The organism is Streptomyces lydicus (assembly GCF_004125265.1).
Taxonomy (GTDB): domain Bacteria; phylum Actinomycetota; class Actinomycetes; order Streptomycetales; family Streptomycetaceae; genus Streptomyces; species Streptomyces lydicus_C.
This window is the reverse complement of record NZ_RDTE01000003.1, coordinates 7,355,491-7,371,609: the sequence shown is the minus strand read 5'-3', so window position 1 is coordinate 7,371,609 and position 16,119 is coordinate 7,355,491. Positions and strand designations below refer to the sequence as shown.

Genomic DNA, 16,119 nt, shown 5'->3' with positions numbered 1-16,119 from the left:
TGATGGATGCGCTCGCTCATGAGGAGTACGCGCTGTTCTCGTGGACGTAGTCGGCGGTCAGGTCGTTGGCCCAGATGACCGCGGACTCGGTGCCGGCCGCGAGGTCGGCGGTGATGCGTACCTCCCGGTAGCGCATGTCGACCAGGTCGCGATCCTCGCCCACCGAGCCGTTCTTGCAGACCCAGACGTCGTTGATGGCGACGTTGAGCTGGTCGGGCTCGAAGACGGCGGAGGTGGTGCCGATCGCGGAGAGCACCCGGCCCCAGTTGGGGTCCTCGCCGTGGATGGCGCACTTGAGGAGGTTGTTGCGGGCGATGGAGCGGCCGACCTCGACCGCGTCGTCCTCGCCGGCCGCGCCCACGACCTCGATCCGGATGTCCTTGCTGGCGCCCTCGGCGTCCCCGATCAGCTGCCGGGCCAGGTCGTCGCAGACCGTGCGCACCGCCTCGGCGAACGCGGCGGTGTCCGGTACGACGCCGGAGGCGCCCGAGGCGAGCAGCAGCACCGTGTCGTTGGTCGACATACAGCCGTCGGAGTCGACCCGGTCGAAGGTGGTGCGGGTCGCGTCGCGCAGCGCCGTATCGAGGGCGGCGGCCGGCAGATCGGCGTCGGTGGTCAGCACGACGAGCATGGTGGCCAGGCCAGGGGCGAGCATGCCGGCGCCCTTGGCCATCCCGCCGACGGTCCAGTTGTCCTGGCTCACCTGGGCGGTCTTGTGCACGCTGTCGGTGGTCTTGATGGCGATGGCGGCCTTCTCGCCGCCGTGCCCGGTCAGCTCCGCCGCGGCGCGCTCGACTCCGGGCAGCAGCTTGTCCATCGGGAGCCGCAGGCCGATCAGCCCGGTGGAGGCGATCGCCACCTCACCGGCGTTGTGCCCCAGCACCTCGGCGGCCTTCTCCGCGGTGGCGTGGGTGTCCTGGAAGCCGAGCGGGCCCGTACAGGCGTTGGCGCCGCCGGAGTTGAGGACGACGGCGGAGACCGTGCCGCCCTTGAGGACCTGCTCGGACCAGACGACCGGAGCGGCCTTGACGCGGTTGGAGGTGAAGACACCGGCGGCGGCCAGTCGCGGCCCGTTGTTCACCACGAGGGCGACGTCCGGGTTGCCGTTCTCCTTGATCCCGGCGGCGATGCCCGCCGCCGTGAACCCTTGTGCTGCCGTGACGCTCACTGCTTCTTCTCCTCCGTCGCTTCGCCGGCCCCGCCGGTCACGCTGTGCTGCCCCGGGTCCGTGTGTGTCACGGAGCCACCCCGACCTTCGAAAGCCCGGTCTCCTCGGGGAGGCCGAGGGCGATGTTCATGCTCTGCACCGCGCCGCCCGCGGTGCCCTTGGTGAGGTTGTCGAGGGCGCTGATCGCGATGATCCGGCCGGCGGCCGCGTCGAGCGTCACCTGGACCTGGGCGGTGTTGGATCCGTACACGGCGGCGGTCGACGGCCACTGGCCCTCGGGCAGCAGCCGCAGGAACGGTTCGTCGGCCAGCGCCTTCTCGTACGCGGCCCGTACCGCGGCGGCGTCCACGCCGGGCTTCGCCTTCGCCGAGCAGGTGGCGAGGATGCCGCGCGACATGGGGGCCAGGGTCGGGGTGAAGGAGACGCTGATCCGCTCGCCGGCCACCGCGCTCAGGTTCTGGATCATCTCGGGGGTGTGCCGGTGCCCGCCGCCGACGCCGTACGGGCTCATCGAGCCCATGACCTCGGAGCCCAGCAGATGCGGCTTGAGGGCCTTGCCGGCGCCGGAGGTGCCGGTGGCCGCGACGATCACGGCCTCGGGCTCGGCGAGCCGGTCCGCGTAGGCGGGGAACAGGGCGAGCGAGACGGCGGTGGGGTAGCAGCCCGGGACCGCGATGCGCCGGGTCCCCTGGAGCGCGGCGCGGCCCCCGGGCAGCTCCGGGAGGCCGTACGGCCAGGTGCCCGCGTGGGCCGAGCCGTAGAAGGCCTCCCAGTCGGCGGAATCGCTGAGCCGGAAGTCGGCGCCGCAGTCCACGACCAGCACATCCGGCCCCAGCTCCTCGGCGACCGCGGCGGACTGGCCGTGCGGCAGCGCGAGAAAGACGACGTCGTGCCCGGCCAGCACCTCGGCGGAGGTCGGCTGGAGCTCCCGGTCTGCCAGCGGGGCAAGGTGCGGCTGCAGTCCGCCCAGGCGCTGCCCGGCATTGGAGTGCCCGGTCAGCGCCCCGATCTCCACCTCCGGGTGCCCCAGAAGCAGGCGCAGCACTTCACCACCCGCATACCCGCTCGCACCGGCCACTGCTGCTCGTACCGTCATGGACCTCTCCTCCTCGATGGCATGACTATACGGATAGCGGCAGTTTTATGCAATGGGTTGCCGGGAGCGTGGGCGCCGCTGTTGAGACTGAGCAGCCGAGTTGGCCCTTCAGCGCTTGAGTTGGTTCGCTGAGCGTTGGCGTTGGCCCACCGCGACCTTCGAGATGGATGACGTTTTGATCGGGTCGGTCGACACGGAGCCTGCTCAACGCCGATGCATGGGGATCTTGGCAAGTCCGTTGCATGATGAAAATCTTGTGGTCATGAAGATCCTTCTCATCGGTGGAACCGTCTTCCTGGGCCGTGCGCTCGTCGACGAGGCGCTGCGACGTGGTCACGAGGTGACGTTGTTCCATCGCGGACAGGCGGGCCCGACGCCTTCCGGCGCGGAGGGGGTCCAGGGCGACCGGGGCAACGAAGCCGCCCTGCATGCGCTGGCGGACGGGCGGACCTGGGACTGTGTGATCGACACCTGCGGGTTCGAGCCCCAGATCGTGCAGCGTTCGGTCCGGGCGCTGGCCGGGCACGCGGAAATATACGCCTTCGTCTCGTCATTCCATGCCTACGCGGACTGGCCGGCCAAGGGGGTGGACGAGTCCTTCCCTCGCCACCCCTGCGCTCCGGACGCCTTGCCGGACGATGTGCCCTACAACGCACTCAAGGCCGGATGCGAGCGGGCGGTCGAGGAGGGCTTCCCCGAGCGCGCCCTGATCGTCAACCCCGGCATCATCGTCGGTCCCGGAGAGAGCATTGGGCGCCTCCCGTGGTGGCTGGAGACCGTCGCGCGTGGCGGCCGTGTCCTCGCTCCGGGGTCCCCGGACCGCGCGATGCAGCTGATCGACGCCCGTGACATCGCCAACTTCATGCTCGACCGGCTCTCCGAGGGCGGCACCGGCCGATACCTGACCACCGGCGTCCGCGAGAACACCACCATGGGTGAACTGCTGGGCGCCTGTGTCGACGCCACCGGCGCCGAGACCGAACTCGTTTGGACAGACGAGCAGTTCCTTCAGGATCATGGCGTGGCCCCGTGGACCGAAGTACCACTGTGGGCCCCTGACCTTCCCGAGGTGGTCGGCACCTGGACCGCTTCCTCGGCCAAGGCCCTGGCCACAGGCCTGCGCTGCCGCCCGGTCGCCGAAACCGTCGCGGACACCTGGCGAGCGCTCAGCGAGGGCGAGTATCCGCGGCCTAAGTACCTTCAGGGGAAGATTCCCGTCGGCCTGGACAAGGACAAGCACGACGCGGTCCTCACCGCGTGGGACAAACACAGGTCGCAAGCCTGAGCCCCACTGCGCCCCGGCCCCGTGACCCGGAAACGGTGCAGCAGGACCCGGCGCGGCGGAAATGCTCCGGAGCCCCTATGCCTTGGCCAGACGTCGCGCCGCAGGAGCAGGGACCTGGAGGTGGACCGACAAGGGTGCCACCCTGACAGCCCTGGAATTCGCCTGGTTCACCGGCTGGATGCCGAGTTCACTGCCGCCGGTTGGCCAAGTGAAAATTGCCCCGCACCAGCCGCTACCCTGCGTGCCAACACCAACGCACAGCGGGGCCGACTCAAGCGCTGAAGAGCCGAAATCGGCCGCTCAGTCGCAGTTCGATCGGGCTTCAGGGCTGCCCACCACCCTCACGCACAGTGAGCATCCACGGTCATGATCCGCCAACTATCTCTCTCAAGATCCGCCAACAAAAATTCTCCAAGCTCGTCTGACCTGCATGGCTCGGACCAAGATCCGCCAACTAAAAGTCTCGGTCACAGCTGCGACCGAGACTTTCAGCCGTCGGACGAGCACGCCGGCTAGCGGATCCTGGTCCCGGCTCAGCCGAGGGTGTCCATCAGGGCGGTGACATACGCATCCAGCCGCTCCTCCACGGCTCGCGTCGTCAGCTCCGCCCGCCCCGCCTCCCGCCATGGCTGCGACACCCACCGCACTTCTTCCGAGAGCGCCAGCCCGTCCCGTACCAGCCAGTACAGCCGCTCGCTCGCGGCCGCGGCCAACACCCCGCCGGCCTCCTCATACGCCTCGGGGAACCGCAGACCCCACTCCGGGCCGTGCAGCAGCGCGAGATTGGCAGCGCAGTGCGCCACGTCGAGATCCGCCGGGCCCCAGGAGGCCGCCGCCCAGTCGACGACGCCGGTGATCCGGGCCTCTGCCGGCCTTGCGGACGGCACGTCGAACAGCACGTTGCCGGGATGGAAGTCCCGGTGCAGGAATCGCCCCTCACAGGGCGGCGCCGGCCGCCGGATCACGTCGACGGCCGCGGCCCATGCCGCGGCGTCGGCGCCCTTCGGAACGACGACGGTCTCGGCGGTCGTCCGCGCCACATACCTCCGGGGCCGCTCGGCGGGTCGCAACGCGTGGATCGCCACGAGCTGACGGGCCAGCGCAGGGACGCGCGCCTCCAATCCCTCGTCGCCGAGGACGGCCCGGCCCGCCAGATGCGTCATGAGGAGCGACGGATACTCGCAATGCGCGGCGGCCGGATCAACCGCGACCAGTCCAGGAGCCGGCACGTCGGTCCCTGTGAGCAGGGTCAGCGCGCCGGCCTCCCGGTACAGCCAGTCCTCGGCGTGCTCCCTGTTGACGAAGGTGCGCAGCACCAGGTCACGGGTGCCTCCGTCCCGCGTGCCGACGGTCAGCCTCCGCATCTCGGCGGTGATGCCGCCGTGCAGCGCTTCCATTCCGACGATCCGTTCACCGGCCTCCAGGTGCCGGCTCACCCAGGCCAGCGTCAACGGCCGGACAGCCGCCGCCTCATCGCGATGGGTCACCGTGCCGGCCCCGTTCCTTCCAGCCGCCTACCTCAATGATCTTCAAAGACGGACCCTGATGAAAATCCAGGACACCTCCCACCATATGCGCCACTTCAGTGACTTGAGTGTGGAACCCCTTCGCAGCGCGAGTCCTCTTATATGGGGCGCAAGGGTGCGCATGTGTGCATCTGCATGCGCACTCACGCACACCAGAGTCATGCACGGCCCGAGCATCACGAACGTCAACCTGTGCCGTCCAGGCGGCACTTGGGATACGATAGGTCTGCTGAATGAAGATTCGCCGCGCTCTGACGGCCGCCGCAGCGGCTGCCGTATTAGCGCCCGTTGCCGTATTGACCGCGCCCGCCGCCGCATTCGCCGCTGACGGCGGCCCGGCTTCCCCGGACCGCGACGGGGCCACCCGTCAGGCCCCGGCGAAGCCGACGAAAGCCGCCGGGACCGCCGAAGGGACGCACAAGGGGACCACCGGCACGGGTGGTGCCACCGGTGGAGGCAAGGACACCGGTGACTCCGACGGTGCGGGTCAGTCCTGCGCGTTCGAGTCCGACCAGTTGCAGGCGGCCGTCCACGGGCTGCCGCGCCAGCTGGCTGCGGGCGGCGCCTGGACCCCCTTCACCATGACGCTCACCAACACCACCGGCAAACCCCTGGAGGAGGTCCAGCCCTCCCTGCTCGTGTCCTCCGCCCAAGATGTCGACCGGCCGTACTGGGAGCTGGAGACCGAGTACCGCGACGCCAAGACGGGGAAGTGGAAGACCTTCCACGACGCCCTGCCCCAGAACCTGTTCGGCTTCTTCGCCATCGGTCCGCACAGCAGCATCACGCTCCAACTGCGCACCCACGCGGTCAAGAACGCCAAGCCCGGCGCCGGGTACGCGCTCGCCGCCGGCGACTACCGCAACCACGACGGTTCCTGTGGTTCGGCCAAGGAAGCCTGGTACGACTTCACCATCCTGCGCGCGGGCGCGAAGCCGACGCAGCCCCCGACCGACAAGCCGGGTCAGCCGGGTGGCACGGCCGGGCCCGGCCAGAGCGCCGCGTCCGGGGGCGGTACGGGTGGTTCCGGTTCCACCGGTGGCCTCAGCCCGCAGGGCGGCGGCGAGCTCGCCGCGACCGGCGCCTCGTCCGCGCTCCCGTCGATCGCTCTCGCCGGCGGAGCCGCGATGGTGGCCGGCGCGGGTGCGGTCATCGGCGTGCGCCGCCGGAAGAGCATGGCCGGTCCGGGCGCCACGGACGTCACCGCGTAAGCCCAGCCCTTTCCCCAAGAAACTGTCAACCCACGGATCCACGGCCTGGGAACCCAGCGACACGGAAACCCAACGACACGGGAAACCCAACGACATGGGAATCCCAGGCTCCAAGGGTCCGACGAACCAGGAAAGAGATCTTCATGAAACTGCGCCGCGCCCTGTCGGTCTCGGCCGCGACGGTCGCCCTGCTCCCCTTGGCGATGGCCGCTGCGCCCGCCGCCCAGGCGGCCCCTGCCGCGAAACTCCCGAAGTGCTCCGACCTCGACACCGGGGAGCAGCACAACACCTTAGTGGGCCGCTCGTTCGGCATACCCAATTCGATCGCTCTCGGCCCTCAGTGGGCGACCTACACCGCCACGCTCACCAACGCCTCGACGAAGGAGCTGAAGTCGTTCGAACTCAGCGCGGAGCTGGGCAGCTACGTCTACAACGAGGGCGAGCGCGACCTGAGCCCGTACGGCGATCTGCAGTACTGGGACACCTCGCAGCACGCCTGGAAGACGCTGCGCCAGGCCGACGGCAAGGCCGGCGGCACCATCCCCGGCCCGACGACGCTGAAGCCCCGCGAGTCCGTCCACGCGCAGCTGCGGTTCAGGGTGAGCAAGGACCTGCCCATGGACCACGCGTACGACGCCTTCACCGGCATCACCGGCGCCTTCACCGACCGCTACCGTGACACGGACTGCACGGCCCAGGTCCACGAGGACGGCGCTTTCTCCCCCCGCAAGGGCTGAAACCCCGCGGGGAGCGCTGCCGCCGTCGCGGCCCGACGGCGGCAGCCCTCCCCGGCCCCCCAAGACCTGCCAACGAATACTCCCGGTCACAGGGGGTGCGAGGGAGATGCGGTGAGGCTTACCGGCTGCTGACGTGCGGGGCCTGCGCGGTGCTCGTCGGCGGGCGGGTGTCCCCACGGCGGTGACGGCGGCCGCCCGTACCGCTTGACCGGAGATGGGGGCCTCGGCTCGGGCGGCCGGGGCGGCGTGGCCCGAGCGGCCCGGGCGGCCCGGATGGCCCCGCCACCCTGCGGCGATTCTTCGTTCTGCGCGCAGCGGGCGGAGCTCAGCTCTTGACGGCCTCCGCGATCTGCTGGGCGGCCTGGGCGGGCGTGAGGTGCGTGGTGTCGACGACCTCGGCCTCGGCGTGCAGCCATGTGCGGGCCGCCTCGGCGTAGGGCTCGAGGTATTGGAGACGGAACGGGGAGTTGGGGCCGAGAACGGTGTCGCCCGCGATGCGCCCGCGGAGGGTGTCCTGGTCGGCGTGGAGGACGAAGTGCCGTACCGGAATGGCATGGTGGGCGAGGCCCGCGCTGATCTCGCGCCAGTACTGCTCGACCAGGACAGTCATGGGCATTACCAGAGTGCCGCCGGTGTAGTCGAGTACGCGGCGGGCGGTCTCGACCACGAGCGGCCGCCACGGCGGCCAGTGCTGGAAGTTGTCCGTCCGGGGCAGCCCCGGCGTGATGTCCATGAGTGTCTCGCCGACCTTCTCGGCGTCGAACACCCGTGAATCCGGGATCAGCTGCTGTACGAGTCCACTGGTCGTCGTCTTGCCCGCGCCGTGGGTGCCGTTGAGCCATACGATCATGGGCCCACGCTAGCGCTGTGCGGCCGTGGGAGGGGCGTCGGGCCGCCGGACCGGCCCCTTCCGCGCCGCCTCACGGAAGCGCGCGTTAGTGTCGTGTAAAGATCCGCAACGCGACCGCCGCGGCACTCGGCGGTCAGCGGATATAACGCAGGAATGGATGTCAAGGCCAGCCTGTCACTGACCCTGTTCGGCCTGCTCCTCGCCACAGGTGTGATCACCCTTGCCGCATGGCTGGTCTCCTTGGCCTGGAGCCCGTTCAGCTACCACGCGGCCCTGGCCGGCACTCCGGGCACCCTCACCGCGCCCCACTGCCACGTCACCGTCAGCGGAAAGTACCGCATGCGCGATTGCACCGGTACCTTCGTCGCCCTGAACGGCACCTTCACCGATACGTCGGCACACGCCTACGAGGTCGCGCTCATCGACGACGACGCCATACGGCTGCAGCGCCGGTCCGACGGCGGTTACACCCAGCCCCGTTCCTCGGCCGCCGCGATGGATCTCGCGGTCGTCTTCGGCATCGTGAGCGGCGCGGCGGCGCTGTTGCTCTTCCTGTGCCTGATGCCTCTGCGGGTCTCCTTCGGGGAGGGCACACGGCTGGGCTCGAATCCGCAGCCCTGGGGTGCGCTGCTGTGGCTGCTGAGCAGACTGTCCGTGGGTGCGGCGTTCGCGGCAGCCGCCGGGCTGGTGATGATGATCGTGCTTCCGTTCGCCGGGCGGTTCCTTTGACGTCGGCACGCAGAGGGGTGAGCAGGCAGGTCAGGGAGGACCGCCGGACAGGCCGGCGGCGTGCCGGGCGCGGGACAGTGCGATCAGGACTTCCTGGGCTGCCCGCTCGCCGGAGCGCACCGCTCCCTCCATCAGGCCGTGCATCAGCGTGGCCGACTCGGTACTGGCCCAGTGGATCCGGCCGACCGGCTCGCGCAGCGCGCTGCCGTAGTTGGTCAGGGTGCCCGGCGGGAAGTAGCCGATCATCCCGCCCAGTGACCACTGTTGGGAGGACCAGTCGGTCTCCAGGTACTGGGCGGGGTGACGTGCCTTTGGACCGAACCGCTCGGTCAGCGCGTCCAGCCAGATCTCCCGCCGCCGGGCCGGGTCCAAGCGCCCCAGGCGCAGGGCTCCGGGGCCGAACGCGTAACTGCTGAGCACTCCCGGCCGTCCCGACCGTGGCGTCTGGTCGATGGTGATCGGGACGGGCGACCGGGGCGCGAGGGTCTGTCCCGACAGGTGCTGCTCGCGCCAGAACGGCTGTGGGTGGACCATGTGCACCCGGATGACCGCCCCCGGCACCACGCGCTGCAGCAGATGGCTGTGGCGCGCGGGAAGCGGCGGATCGAAGGTGATCCGCCCCGCCAGCACCGGGGGCGCCGCCACGATCACCCGCTGCGCCCGCACGGTGAGCGAGGGGGAAACCACCTCGACGCCGGTGGCGTCGTGGGCGATCCGCTGAACGGGGCTGGACAGGTGCACCCTTGGTCCCAGCTGCGCGGCCATCCGCCCCGCCACTTCGGGGGCACCGCCGTCCACGAGGTGGGATTCGGTTTTTCTGGTGTCGGTGTAGTAGCCGAAACCGCCGCCGCCCCGGGCCAGGGTGAGGGCGCCCAGCAGCGATACCTCCGCCGGGTCGGCGCAGAACAGCAGGTTCATGGTCGATCCGAGCAGGGTGCGGGCGGTGGCCGAGGGCACATTGCGCGGGTCGGAGAGCCACTGCCCGAGGGTGCGGGCGTCCCATGCCCGGGCGCCCCGGGCGGACCACGGGGCATCCGCCGGGAGGCGCCGCGTCATCAGTTGCAGACGCGCCAGGGCCAGGCCGAGGGCGAGGAGTGTCTTGGGGCCGGTGGAGGGGAGGGCGCCGTGGTACCGGTGGTTGACTCCATCGAGGCGCAGGAGGTGATCGCCCTGCTCGTACTGGGGGTACACCTCGAGTCCCAGTTCCCGGCAGAGCTGGAACATCCGGTTCTGCCCCTTGCCCAGCCAGGTCCCGCCGGCCGACACCACGGTCCCGTCGGGAAGTTCACGGTTCCACACCCGGCCGCCCACCCGGTCCCTCGCCTCGGCCACCACCACCTCTTGGCCGGCCTGGACCAGCCGTCTCGCGGCGGCGAGTCCGGCGAACCCGGCGCCCACCACGCACACGTCTGCCCGCACCTGTTCCACGACCCACCTCCAGGCTCAGCCTGGCCCACCGGGCCGTGCTCCGCCCGGTGGGTGACCCATCGGGCGCGAAGGGTGCGCCGGCGCCACGGCCCCGGACGCCAGGAGCCCACCCGGCCGGAAGAAGCCGGGGTGCGGAGCACCTACCGGGCGGTGGAGTACCTACTGGACCGTGAAGCGCCGAGCGTACGGCGGGTTCCTGCCTAGCGGGCGGTGGTGCGCCCGGCGCGGAGCACATGGCCGCTGAACACATCGGCGTCGGCAGCGGCACCGGCGTCGGGAGTGTGCTCGCCGAGGTACCGCGCGAGCAGTTCCGGCCCGGTGCGGTCCTCGATGTCGTCCAGCTTCATCGCGCGCAGCTCCTCGGCGATGCCGTCCGGGGTGAAGTGGCTGAGCCAGGGTTCGCCGAACGCCGCCACCCGCCGTGTGGAGGCCTCGTACGCGGCCCGGAGCTCCGGCGCCATCGCCGGCGACGGTTCGGGGTAGTAGTCGAAGACCACTTCGACGGGTGCGGTGTGCCCGGCCACGCAGCGCAGTGTGGCGAGGACGGCGTCCCGTGTCAGGTAGGGCGTGACCCCGAGCCAGATGAAGAACGCCGGCCGGGTGCGGTCCAGCCCGGCCGCGTCCAAGGCCTCGGCGAGGGTGTCGCGTTCGAAGTCGATCGGGGCGAAGGTCATGGACGGCGGGAGGGCGATCCCGGCCGCGGCCAGCTGCTGCCGCTTCCACTCCTGGGTGTCCGGATGGTCGACCTCGAACACCGTCAGGCCGGCGTGGGGGTTGCGGCAGGCGAAAGTGTCCAGGCCCGCGCCGAGGACCACGACCTGCCGGGTGCCGGCGGCCACCGCGGAGGCGAGCGAGTCCTCGGCGAAGCGGCTGCGCGCGGCGACGAAGCGGATGTTGTGCCGGGCGATCGGGTCGTCGGGCGGCGGCAGCAGCGCGTCGCGGTCGAGGTGGAGGATCTTCGGCGCCAGCGGGTCGGTGAAGACCCGCTGGGGATCGGCCTGGTGATGCGCACGAGCGTGCGCGGTCATCATCGCGGTACGGCTCGGCTGACCGGCTTCCATGTGTACCCCCAGTAACTTCCGGCTCAAGGGCCTCAGATATTTCGTGTGCGACGCCGGAGTCTTCCGTGCGGGACGCAGCCCGTGCGGGATTCCCCCACGTCTCGCGGCCAGGAGCGGGGCAACCTTGGCCGGTCCTGGCCGGTCCTGGCCGGTCCTGGCCGGTTCCGACTGGTTCTGGCCGGTCCTGGTCAGTCCTCGGGGTGGGCGGCCGCCCAGCCGTGTTCGAGCAGGGCGAAGGCTTCTTCGGCGGCGCGTCGCGGGTCGGGGTGCCGCTGGACGAGCCCACGGGTCTCCAGCGCGAAACGGGCGAGGGCGGCACAGGTGACGTCACCCTCGGGGGCGCCGGCCTCCTCGGCGATGGCCCGTGCCACGGCCGCTTCGTGCCGCATCCACATGCGGTGGGAGTAGTCCCGCAGCGTCGGGGTGGCCTCCACCATGCGCAGGAACGGGGCGCACCGCGGATCCTTGGCGAGGTCCTGTGTCCGCAGGATGTGCTCGCGCAGCGCTTGCGGGATCGACTGGCCGGGGTCGCGCTCCCGCACGGCGGCGACGAGCCCCGCCTCGATGTCGTCCTCCTCGTCGAAGACCAGCGCCTCCTTGCTCGGGAAGTGCTTGAACAAGGTGGTCACCGACACATCGGCGGCGTCGGCGACGTCCTTGACGGAGACCTGGTCGTAGCCGCGGTCGAGGAAGAGCTCCAGCGCGGCATCGGCCAGCGACTTGCGGGTTCGGGCCTTCTTGCGCTCACGGCGCCCGGTCGGTTCGGTCACCGTCGCAGCGTATCCCGAAGGGCATCACGAAGCGCACTCCCTGCGAAAGTTAACTCATTGCACTTATTTAGTGGGTGTGCTTTCTTGGTGGTGCCGGACCTCCCGGCGGATCGTCCACTCCCGAGGGGACAAACCCCATGAACTCCACGCGTGACCCCCGTATCGCCGTCGTCGGCGCCGGCCTGGGGGGTCTTGTCTGCGCCCGCGTCCTGCAGCGCCACGGTCGCTCCGTCACCGTCTGGGAACGGGAGGCCTCCGCCGGAGCCCGCGCGCAGGGCGGCTCTCTCGATATGCACGCCGGGACCGGTCAGGCCGCCCTGCGCGCGGCGGGACTGCTCGACCGCTTCCGCGCCCTCGCCCGCCCCGAAGGCCAGGAGTGGCGCCTGCTCGATCCCGCCACCGCCGCCGTCCTGCCCGCGCAGGGCCCGCCGGACGACCACGGCGAGGAGGACAGGCCGGAGATCGACCGCGGTCAGCTGCGGGGCCTGCTCCTGGATTCCCTCACCGCGGGCAGCGTGCGGTGGAACCGTGCCGTCAGCTCGGTCACCCCGCTCGGGGACGGCACCGGCCGCCTGCTCTTCGGCGACGGCACCACCGAGGACTTCGACCTGGTCATCGGCGCCGACGGCGCCTGGTCACGGGTGCGCCCGGCCCTGTCGGACGCGGTACCCGGCTATTCCGGTGTCACCTTCGTCGAGGCCGGTTTCGACGACTGCGACACCCGTCATCCCTGCCTTGCGCGGATGGTCGGCGCCGGCACCATGGTGGCCATGGCCGACAGCAAGGTGCTGTTCGCCCAGCGCAACGGCGACGGCCGCATCCGCGTCTACATCGGCTTCCGCGGACCGGAGGACGGGCAGGCCGCCGCGGGTGTGGAGCCCGGTGACACGGCGGCCGTGCGGGCGCACCTGCTGACGATGTTCGACGGCTGGGACGAGCGCCTGCTCGCTCTGCTGCGGGACAACGACGGCGGCTTCATCCCCCGGCCCGTCTTCGCGCTGCCCGCCCCGCACACCTGGGAGCACGTCCCCGGTGTCACGCTGCTGGGCGACGCCGCGCATCTGATGCCGCCGCTCGGGCTGGGTGCCAATCTCGCCATGCTGGACGGCAGCGAACTCGCCCAGGCCCTCGTCACCGAACCCGGCATCGACGATGCCGTCCGTGCGTACGAGAGCGTCATGCTGCCGCGCTCGGCCGAGGCGGCCAAGGACTGTGCGGAGGGGCTGGCGGACCTCCTTCCCCCGACGGGCGCCTGAGCACGCCCCGCTGCCGCTACGTGCAGGTGACCGGGGCGGCCCGGTGGGAAAGGAGGGGGAGGAAGAGAGGGATCAGGCTTGCGGCCGGCCGGGCTGCTCGTCCCGGGCCGCGTTCTTCTCCTTGATGCGGGCCGCTTCCTTGCGGACCTCGGCCTGGGTGGCGCGCTCCTTCTGCAGCCACTCGGGGCTGTCCTTCTTCAGCGCGTCGATCTGCTCCGTGGTGAGGGGTTCGGTGACCCCGCCCCGCGCGAGGCCGGAGATGGAGATGCCCAGCTTGGCCGCGACCACCGGCCGGGGGTGCGGGCCGTTGCGCCGCAGGTCCTGCAGCCACTGGGGCGGATCGGCCTGCAGGGCGTTCAACTCGGTGCGCGAGACGACACCCTCCTGGAACTCGGCGGGGGTGGCCTCGAGGTACACACCCAGCTTCTTCGCCGCGGTCGCGGGCTTCATCGTCTGGGTGGTCTGGTGCGACGTCATGGTGTCCAGGGTATCGATCGTGTGCGCTACCTCCGACCACGACCGGTAGCCTGTGCACGTGACTGGCTCGGAAGTATCCCCTTCGTTCCGTCTCGCGTATGTCCCGGGGGTGACGCCCACGAAGTGGGTGCGGATCTGGAACGAGCGGCTTCCCGACGTTCCCCTGACCCTCGTCCCGGTGTCCGCCGCCACGGCGTGCGACGTTCTGCGGGGCGGCGACGCCGACGCGGGCTTTGTGCGGCTGCCGGTGGACCGGGCGGACCTCAGCGCGATCCCCCTCTACACCGAGACGACCGTCGTCGTGGTCCCCAAGGACCACCTCGTGACGGCCGCCGACGAGGTGTCCGCCGAGGACCTGGCCGACGAGATCGTGCTGCACCCCCTCGACGACACCCTCGACTGGGAGCAGCGGCCGGGGCGCCCCGCGAACGAGCGCCCGGCCACGACCGCGGACGCCGTGGAGCTGGTGGCGGCAGGGGTGGGGGTCCTCGTCGTCCCGCAGTCGCTCGCCCGTCTGCACCACCGCAGGGACCTCACCTACCGGCCGGTGTCGGACGCCCCGGCGTCCCGGGTCGCGCTGTCGTGGCCGCAGGACGAGACCACCGACCTGGTGGAGGACTTCATCGGGATCGTCCGCGGGCGGACCGTCAACAGCTCACGCGGGCGCCGCCCGGACCCGGACCCGGCGCAGCCCAAGGGCAAGCGCGGCGAGACGGGCGGCGCGCGGCGGAAGCCCACGGCAGGCAAGCCGGCAGGGAAGACGGGCGGAAAGCCCGCGGGGAAATCGGCCGGGAAGCCGTCCGGGAAGAGTCCACGGGGCGCCTCCGGTGGTGCCGGTGGTTCCGGCGGTGCGAGGGGCGCCAAGCGCGGCAAGCCCCGGCGCCGGTCGTAGCCCGCGGGGGCCGCACGGGGCAGTCGCACCACCACGTCCGGACAGGCCGGAGCAGCCGTCCCGGCACCCCGGGGACGGCGTACGGACACCGCGCCCGGGAGGAACGGCTCCCGCGCCTCAGACGTGCTCAGGCGCTTTCAGGCATATGCAGGCATATTCGTCCAGGCATGTTGCAGGCATGCTCAGGCGTGCTGCGGAACCTCGTCCTTCATGGCCGTCCTGATCTGTTCCCGCAGCTCCGGGCTGTCCTGGTGTCCGTGGACGGATACCGCGTGCTCGGTGGCGGCGCGGAGCACTTCTTCCTCCTCGCCGGCGATGACGAGGGTGCAGTTCATCTCGCTGGGCTGATCCCGGCAGTCGATCTTCTTGCGCATGGCGCACCTCCTGTCCCCTCCTCCCCCAGTGTCGGCCCCGGTGCCGTCCGGGGTCACCATTCGCCGTATACGGCGAATCCCGTATGGCGCGCGGGGTGACCGTCCTGCTGCAGTGAGAGGAGGACGAGGAGGTGAGAGATGAGAGACATGACGGCCTCCGCCGATCTCACCCCCGCCGCCGCGGTGGACGAGGACCGGGTGCAGGAGTTCCTGGAGAGAGTGATCGCCGACAGCGGCGCCGCGGTCGCCGGCCTGTGCACCTCGCTCGGTGACCGGCTCGGCCTGTACCGGGCCATGGCGGGCGCCGGCCCCCTCACCTCCGCACAACTCGCCGCCCGCACGGGGCTGGCCGAACGCTACGTCCGCGAATGGCTGACCGCCCAGGTCGCCGGCGAATACGTCAGCTACGCGCCCGGCGCCGACACCTACCTGCTGCCCGATGAGCACGCCGCCGTCCTGGCGGACCCGGATCTGCCGACGTACGCGGCGGGGTTCTCCACCGTGCTGCAGGCGATCTACGCCACCGAGGACCTCCTCGTGGAGGCCTTCCGCACCGGCGAGGGCGTCGGCTGGGAGGAACACAAAAACGCGCTGTTCGCCGGCACCGCGCAGTTCTTCCGTCCCGGCTACTCGGCCGCGCTGGTACCGAAGTGGCTGACCGCGCTGGACGGTGTGGTGGAGAAGCTGGAGCGCGGCGCGCGCGTCGCCGACGTCGGATGCGGCTACGGCTACTCCACGACGCTCATGGCACAGGCCTTCCCCCGGTCGCGCTTCGAGGGCTTCGACTTCCACCGTCCGTCCGTCGAAGCGGCCCGCGGCATCGCGGCCGAGCGGGGACTGGACGACCGGGTCAGCTTCCAGGTCGCCACCGCCCAGGACTTCCCTGGCAAGGACTACGACCTGATCACGTTCTTCGACTGCCTGCACGACACCGGAGACCCGGGCGGCGCACTGCACCACGCCGAGCAGGCCCTGGCCGACGGCGGCACCTGCATGGTCGTCGAGCCGAACGCCTCGGCCAACGCCCAGGAGAACGCCAACCCCGTCGGACGGGCGCTGACCGCAGGCTCGGTTGCCATCTGTCTGCCGTCCGCGCTGGCCCAGCACGGCCCGCAGGCACTGGGAAACCACGCGGGTGAGGAGGTGATGCGGCAGCTCGCCGACGAGGCCGGACTCCATCATTGGCGACTCGCCGCACAGAGCCTCGTCAACCGCGTCTATGCCGTCGGGCGCTGAGCCGCCTGACGCGCCCGGCCGGT

General features: G+C 70.9%; 16 protein-coding genes. 7 read left to right on the top strand and 9 right to left on the bottom strand.

Going from position 1 to position 16,119, the window contains the following annotated elements; translation table 11 throughout:
- Positions 1-16 precede the first annotated feature (16 nt).
- Positions 17-1,168: a bifunctional glutamate N-acetyltransferase/amino-acid acetyltransferase ArgJ gene (argJ, locus tag D9V36_RS34935; protein ID WP_129297285.1), complete on the bottom strand. Its 1,152-nt coding sequence runs from the start codon at positions 1,166-1,168 to the stop codon at positions 17-19.
- A 67-nt stretch (positions 1,169-1,235) separates the two neighbouring features.
- Positions 1,236-2,264 carry an N-acetyl-gamma-glutamyl-phosphate reductase gene (gene argC / locus D9V36_RS34930; RefSeq protein WP_129297284.1) on the bottom strand — a complete coding sequence of 343 codons (1,029 nt, stop codon included), beginning with the start codon at positions 2,262-2,264 and terminating at the stop codon, positions 1,236-1,238.
- Positions 2,265-2,526: 262 nt separating this feature from the next.
- On the opposite strand from argC, the gene D9V36_RS34925 reads away from it, so the two are divergent.
- A complete protein-coding gene (locus tag D9V36_RS34925) occupies positions 2,527-3,549 on the top strand; it encodes an NAD-dependent epimerase/dehydratase family protein (protein ID WP_129297283.1) in 1,023 nt (340 codons plus the stop codon).
- Between the two features lie 533 nt (positions 3,550-4,082).
- Here D9V36_RS34925 and D9V36_RS34920 read toward each other — a convergent pair.
- On the bottom strand, positions 4,083-5,036 hold the full coding sequence (locus D9V36_RS34920; protein WP_129297282.1) for a phosphotransferase family protein: 954 nt from the start codon (positions 5,034-5,036) through the stop codon (positions 4,083-4,085).
- A gap of 272 nt (positions 5,037-5,308) precedes the next feature.
- Between D9V36_RS34920 and D9V36_RS34915 the strand changes: the two genes are divergently transcribed.
- Together D9V36_RS34915 and D9V36_RS34910 are read left to right on the top strand one after the other, a co-directional pair.
- The gene (locus tag D9V36_RS34915) at positions 5,309-6,286 is read left to right on the top strand and encodes an LPXTG cell wall anchor domain-containing protein (protein WP_129297281.1); all 978 of its coding nucleotides are present in this window, start codon (positions 5,309-5,311) and stop codon (positions 6,284-6,286) included.
- A 143-nt stretch (positions 6,287-6,429) separates the two neighbouring features.
- Positions 6,430-7,023, top strand: coding sequence for a hypothetical protein (locus D9V36_RS34910; protein WP_129297280.1), 594 nt, complete (start codon positions 6,430-6,432; stop codon positions 7,021-7,023).
- 325 nt (positions 7,024-7,348) lie between these two features.
- On the opposite strand, the gene D9V36_RS34905 is transcribed toward D9V36_RS34910, so the two are convergent.
- Positions 7,349-7,873, bottom strand: a complete 525-nt coding sequence (locus tag D9V36_RS34905; RefSeq protein ID WP_129297279.1) for an ATP-binding protein — start codon at positions 7,871-7,873, stop codon at positions 7,349-7,351.
- A 153-nt stretch (positions 7,874-8,026) separates the two neighbouring features.
- On the opposite strand from D9V36_RS34905, the gene D9V36_RS34900 reads away from it, so the two are divergent.
- Entirely contained in the window at positions 8,027-8,602 is a 576-nt protein-coding gene (locus D9V36_RS34900; RefSeq protein ID WP_129297278.1) for a hypothetical protein, read from the top strand.
- 30 nt (positions 8,603-8,632) lie between these two features.
- Here D9V36_RS34900 and D9V36_RS34895 read toward each other — a convergent pair whose 3' ends face one another.
- From D9V36_RS34895 to D9V36_RS34885, 3 genes are all read right to left on the bottom strand, one after another.
- Positions 8,633-10,030: a flavin monoamine oxidase family protein gene (locus D9V36_RS34895; protein WP_129297277.1), complete on the bottom strand. Its 1,398-nt coding sequence runs from the start codon at positions 10,028-10,030 to the stop codon at positions 8,633-8,635.
- 200 nt (positions 10,031-10,230) lie between these two features.
- Positions 10,231-11,091 (bottom strand): class I SAM-dependent methyltransferase, encoded by an 861-nt coding sequence (locus D9V36_RS34890; RefSeq protein WP_129297276.1) that lies wholly within the window; start codon positions 11,089-11,091, stop codon positions 10,231-10,233.
- A gap of 188 nt (positions 11,092-11,279) precedes the next feature.
- Positions 11,280-11,861, bottom strand: coding sequence for a TetR/AcrR family transcriptional regulator (locus D9V36_RS34885; RefSeq protein WP_129297275.1), 582 nt, complete (start codon positions 11,859-11,861; stop codon positions 11,280-11,282).
- 137 nt (positions 11,862-11,998) lie between these two features.
- Between D9V36_RS34885 and D9V36_RS34880 the strand changes: the two genes are divergently transcribed.
- Complete coding sequence (locus D9V36_RS34880; RefSeq protein ID WP_129297274.1) at positions 11,999-13,117, top strand: FAD-dependent oxidoreductase; 1,119 nt, start codon at positions 11,999-12,001, stop codon at positions 13,115-13,117.
- A 72-nt stretch (positions 13,118-13,189) separates the two neighbouring features.
- Here D9V36_RS34880 and D9V36_RS34875 read toward each other — a convergent pair whose 3' ends face one another.
- Positions 13,190-13,594 carry a DUF5997 family protein gene (locus D9V36_RS34875; RefSeq protein ID WP_129297273.1) on the bottom strand — a complete coding sequence of 135 codons (405 nt, stop codon included), beginning with the start codon at positions 13,592-13,594 and terminating at the stop codon, positions 13,190-13,192.
- 58 nt (positions 13,595-13,652) lie between these two features.
- On the opposite strand from D9V36_RS34875, the gene D9V36_RS34870 reads away from it, so the two are divergent.
- Entirely contained in the window at positions 13,653-14,486 is an 834-nt protein-coding gene (locus D9V36_RS34870; RefSeq protein ID WP_129297272.1) for a LysR substrate-binding domain-containing protein, read from the top strand.
- Positions 14,487-14,668: 182 nt separating this feature from the next.
- Here D9V36_RS34870 and D9V36_RS34865 read toward each other — a convergent pair whose 3' ends face one another.
- The gene (locus D9V36_RS34865) at positions 14,669-14,860 is read right to left on the bottom strand and encodes a DUF1059 domain-containing protein (protein WP_088796820.1); all 192 of its coding nucleotides are present in this window, start codon (positions 14,858-14,860) and stop codon (positions 14,669-14,671) included.
- 147 nt (positions 14,861-15,007) lie between these two features.
- Here D9V36_RS34865 and D9V36_RS34860 point away from each other — a divergent pair, with 147 nt between their 5' ends.
- On the top strand, positions 15,008-16,096 hold the full coding sequence (locus D9V36_RS34860) for a class I SAM-dependent methyltransferase (RefSeq protein WP_129298899.1): 1,089 nt from the start codon (positions 15,008-15,010) through the stop codon (positions 16,094-16,096).
- Positions 16,097-16,119: the final 23 nt, after the last annotated feature.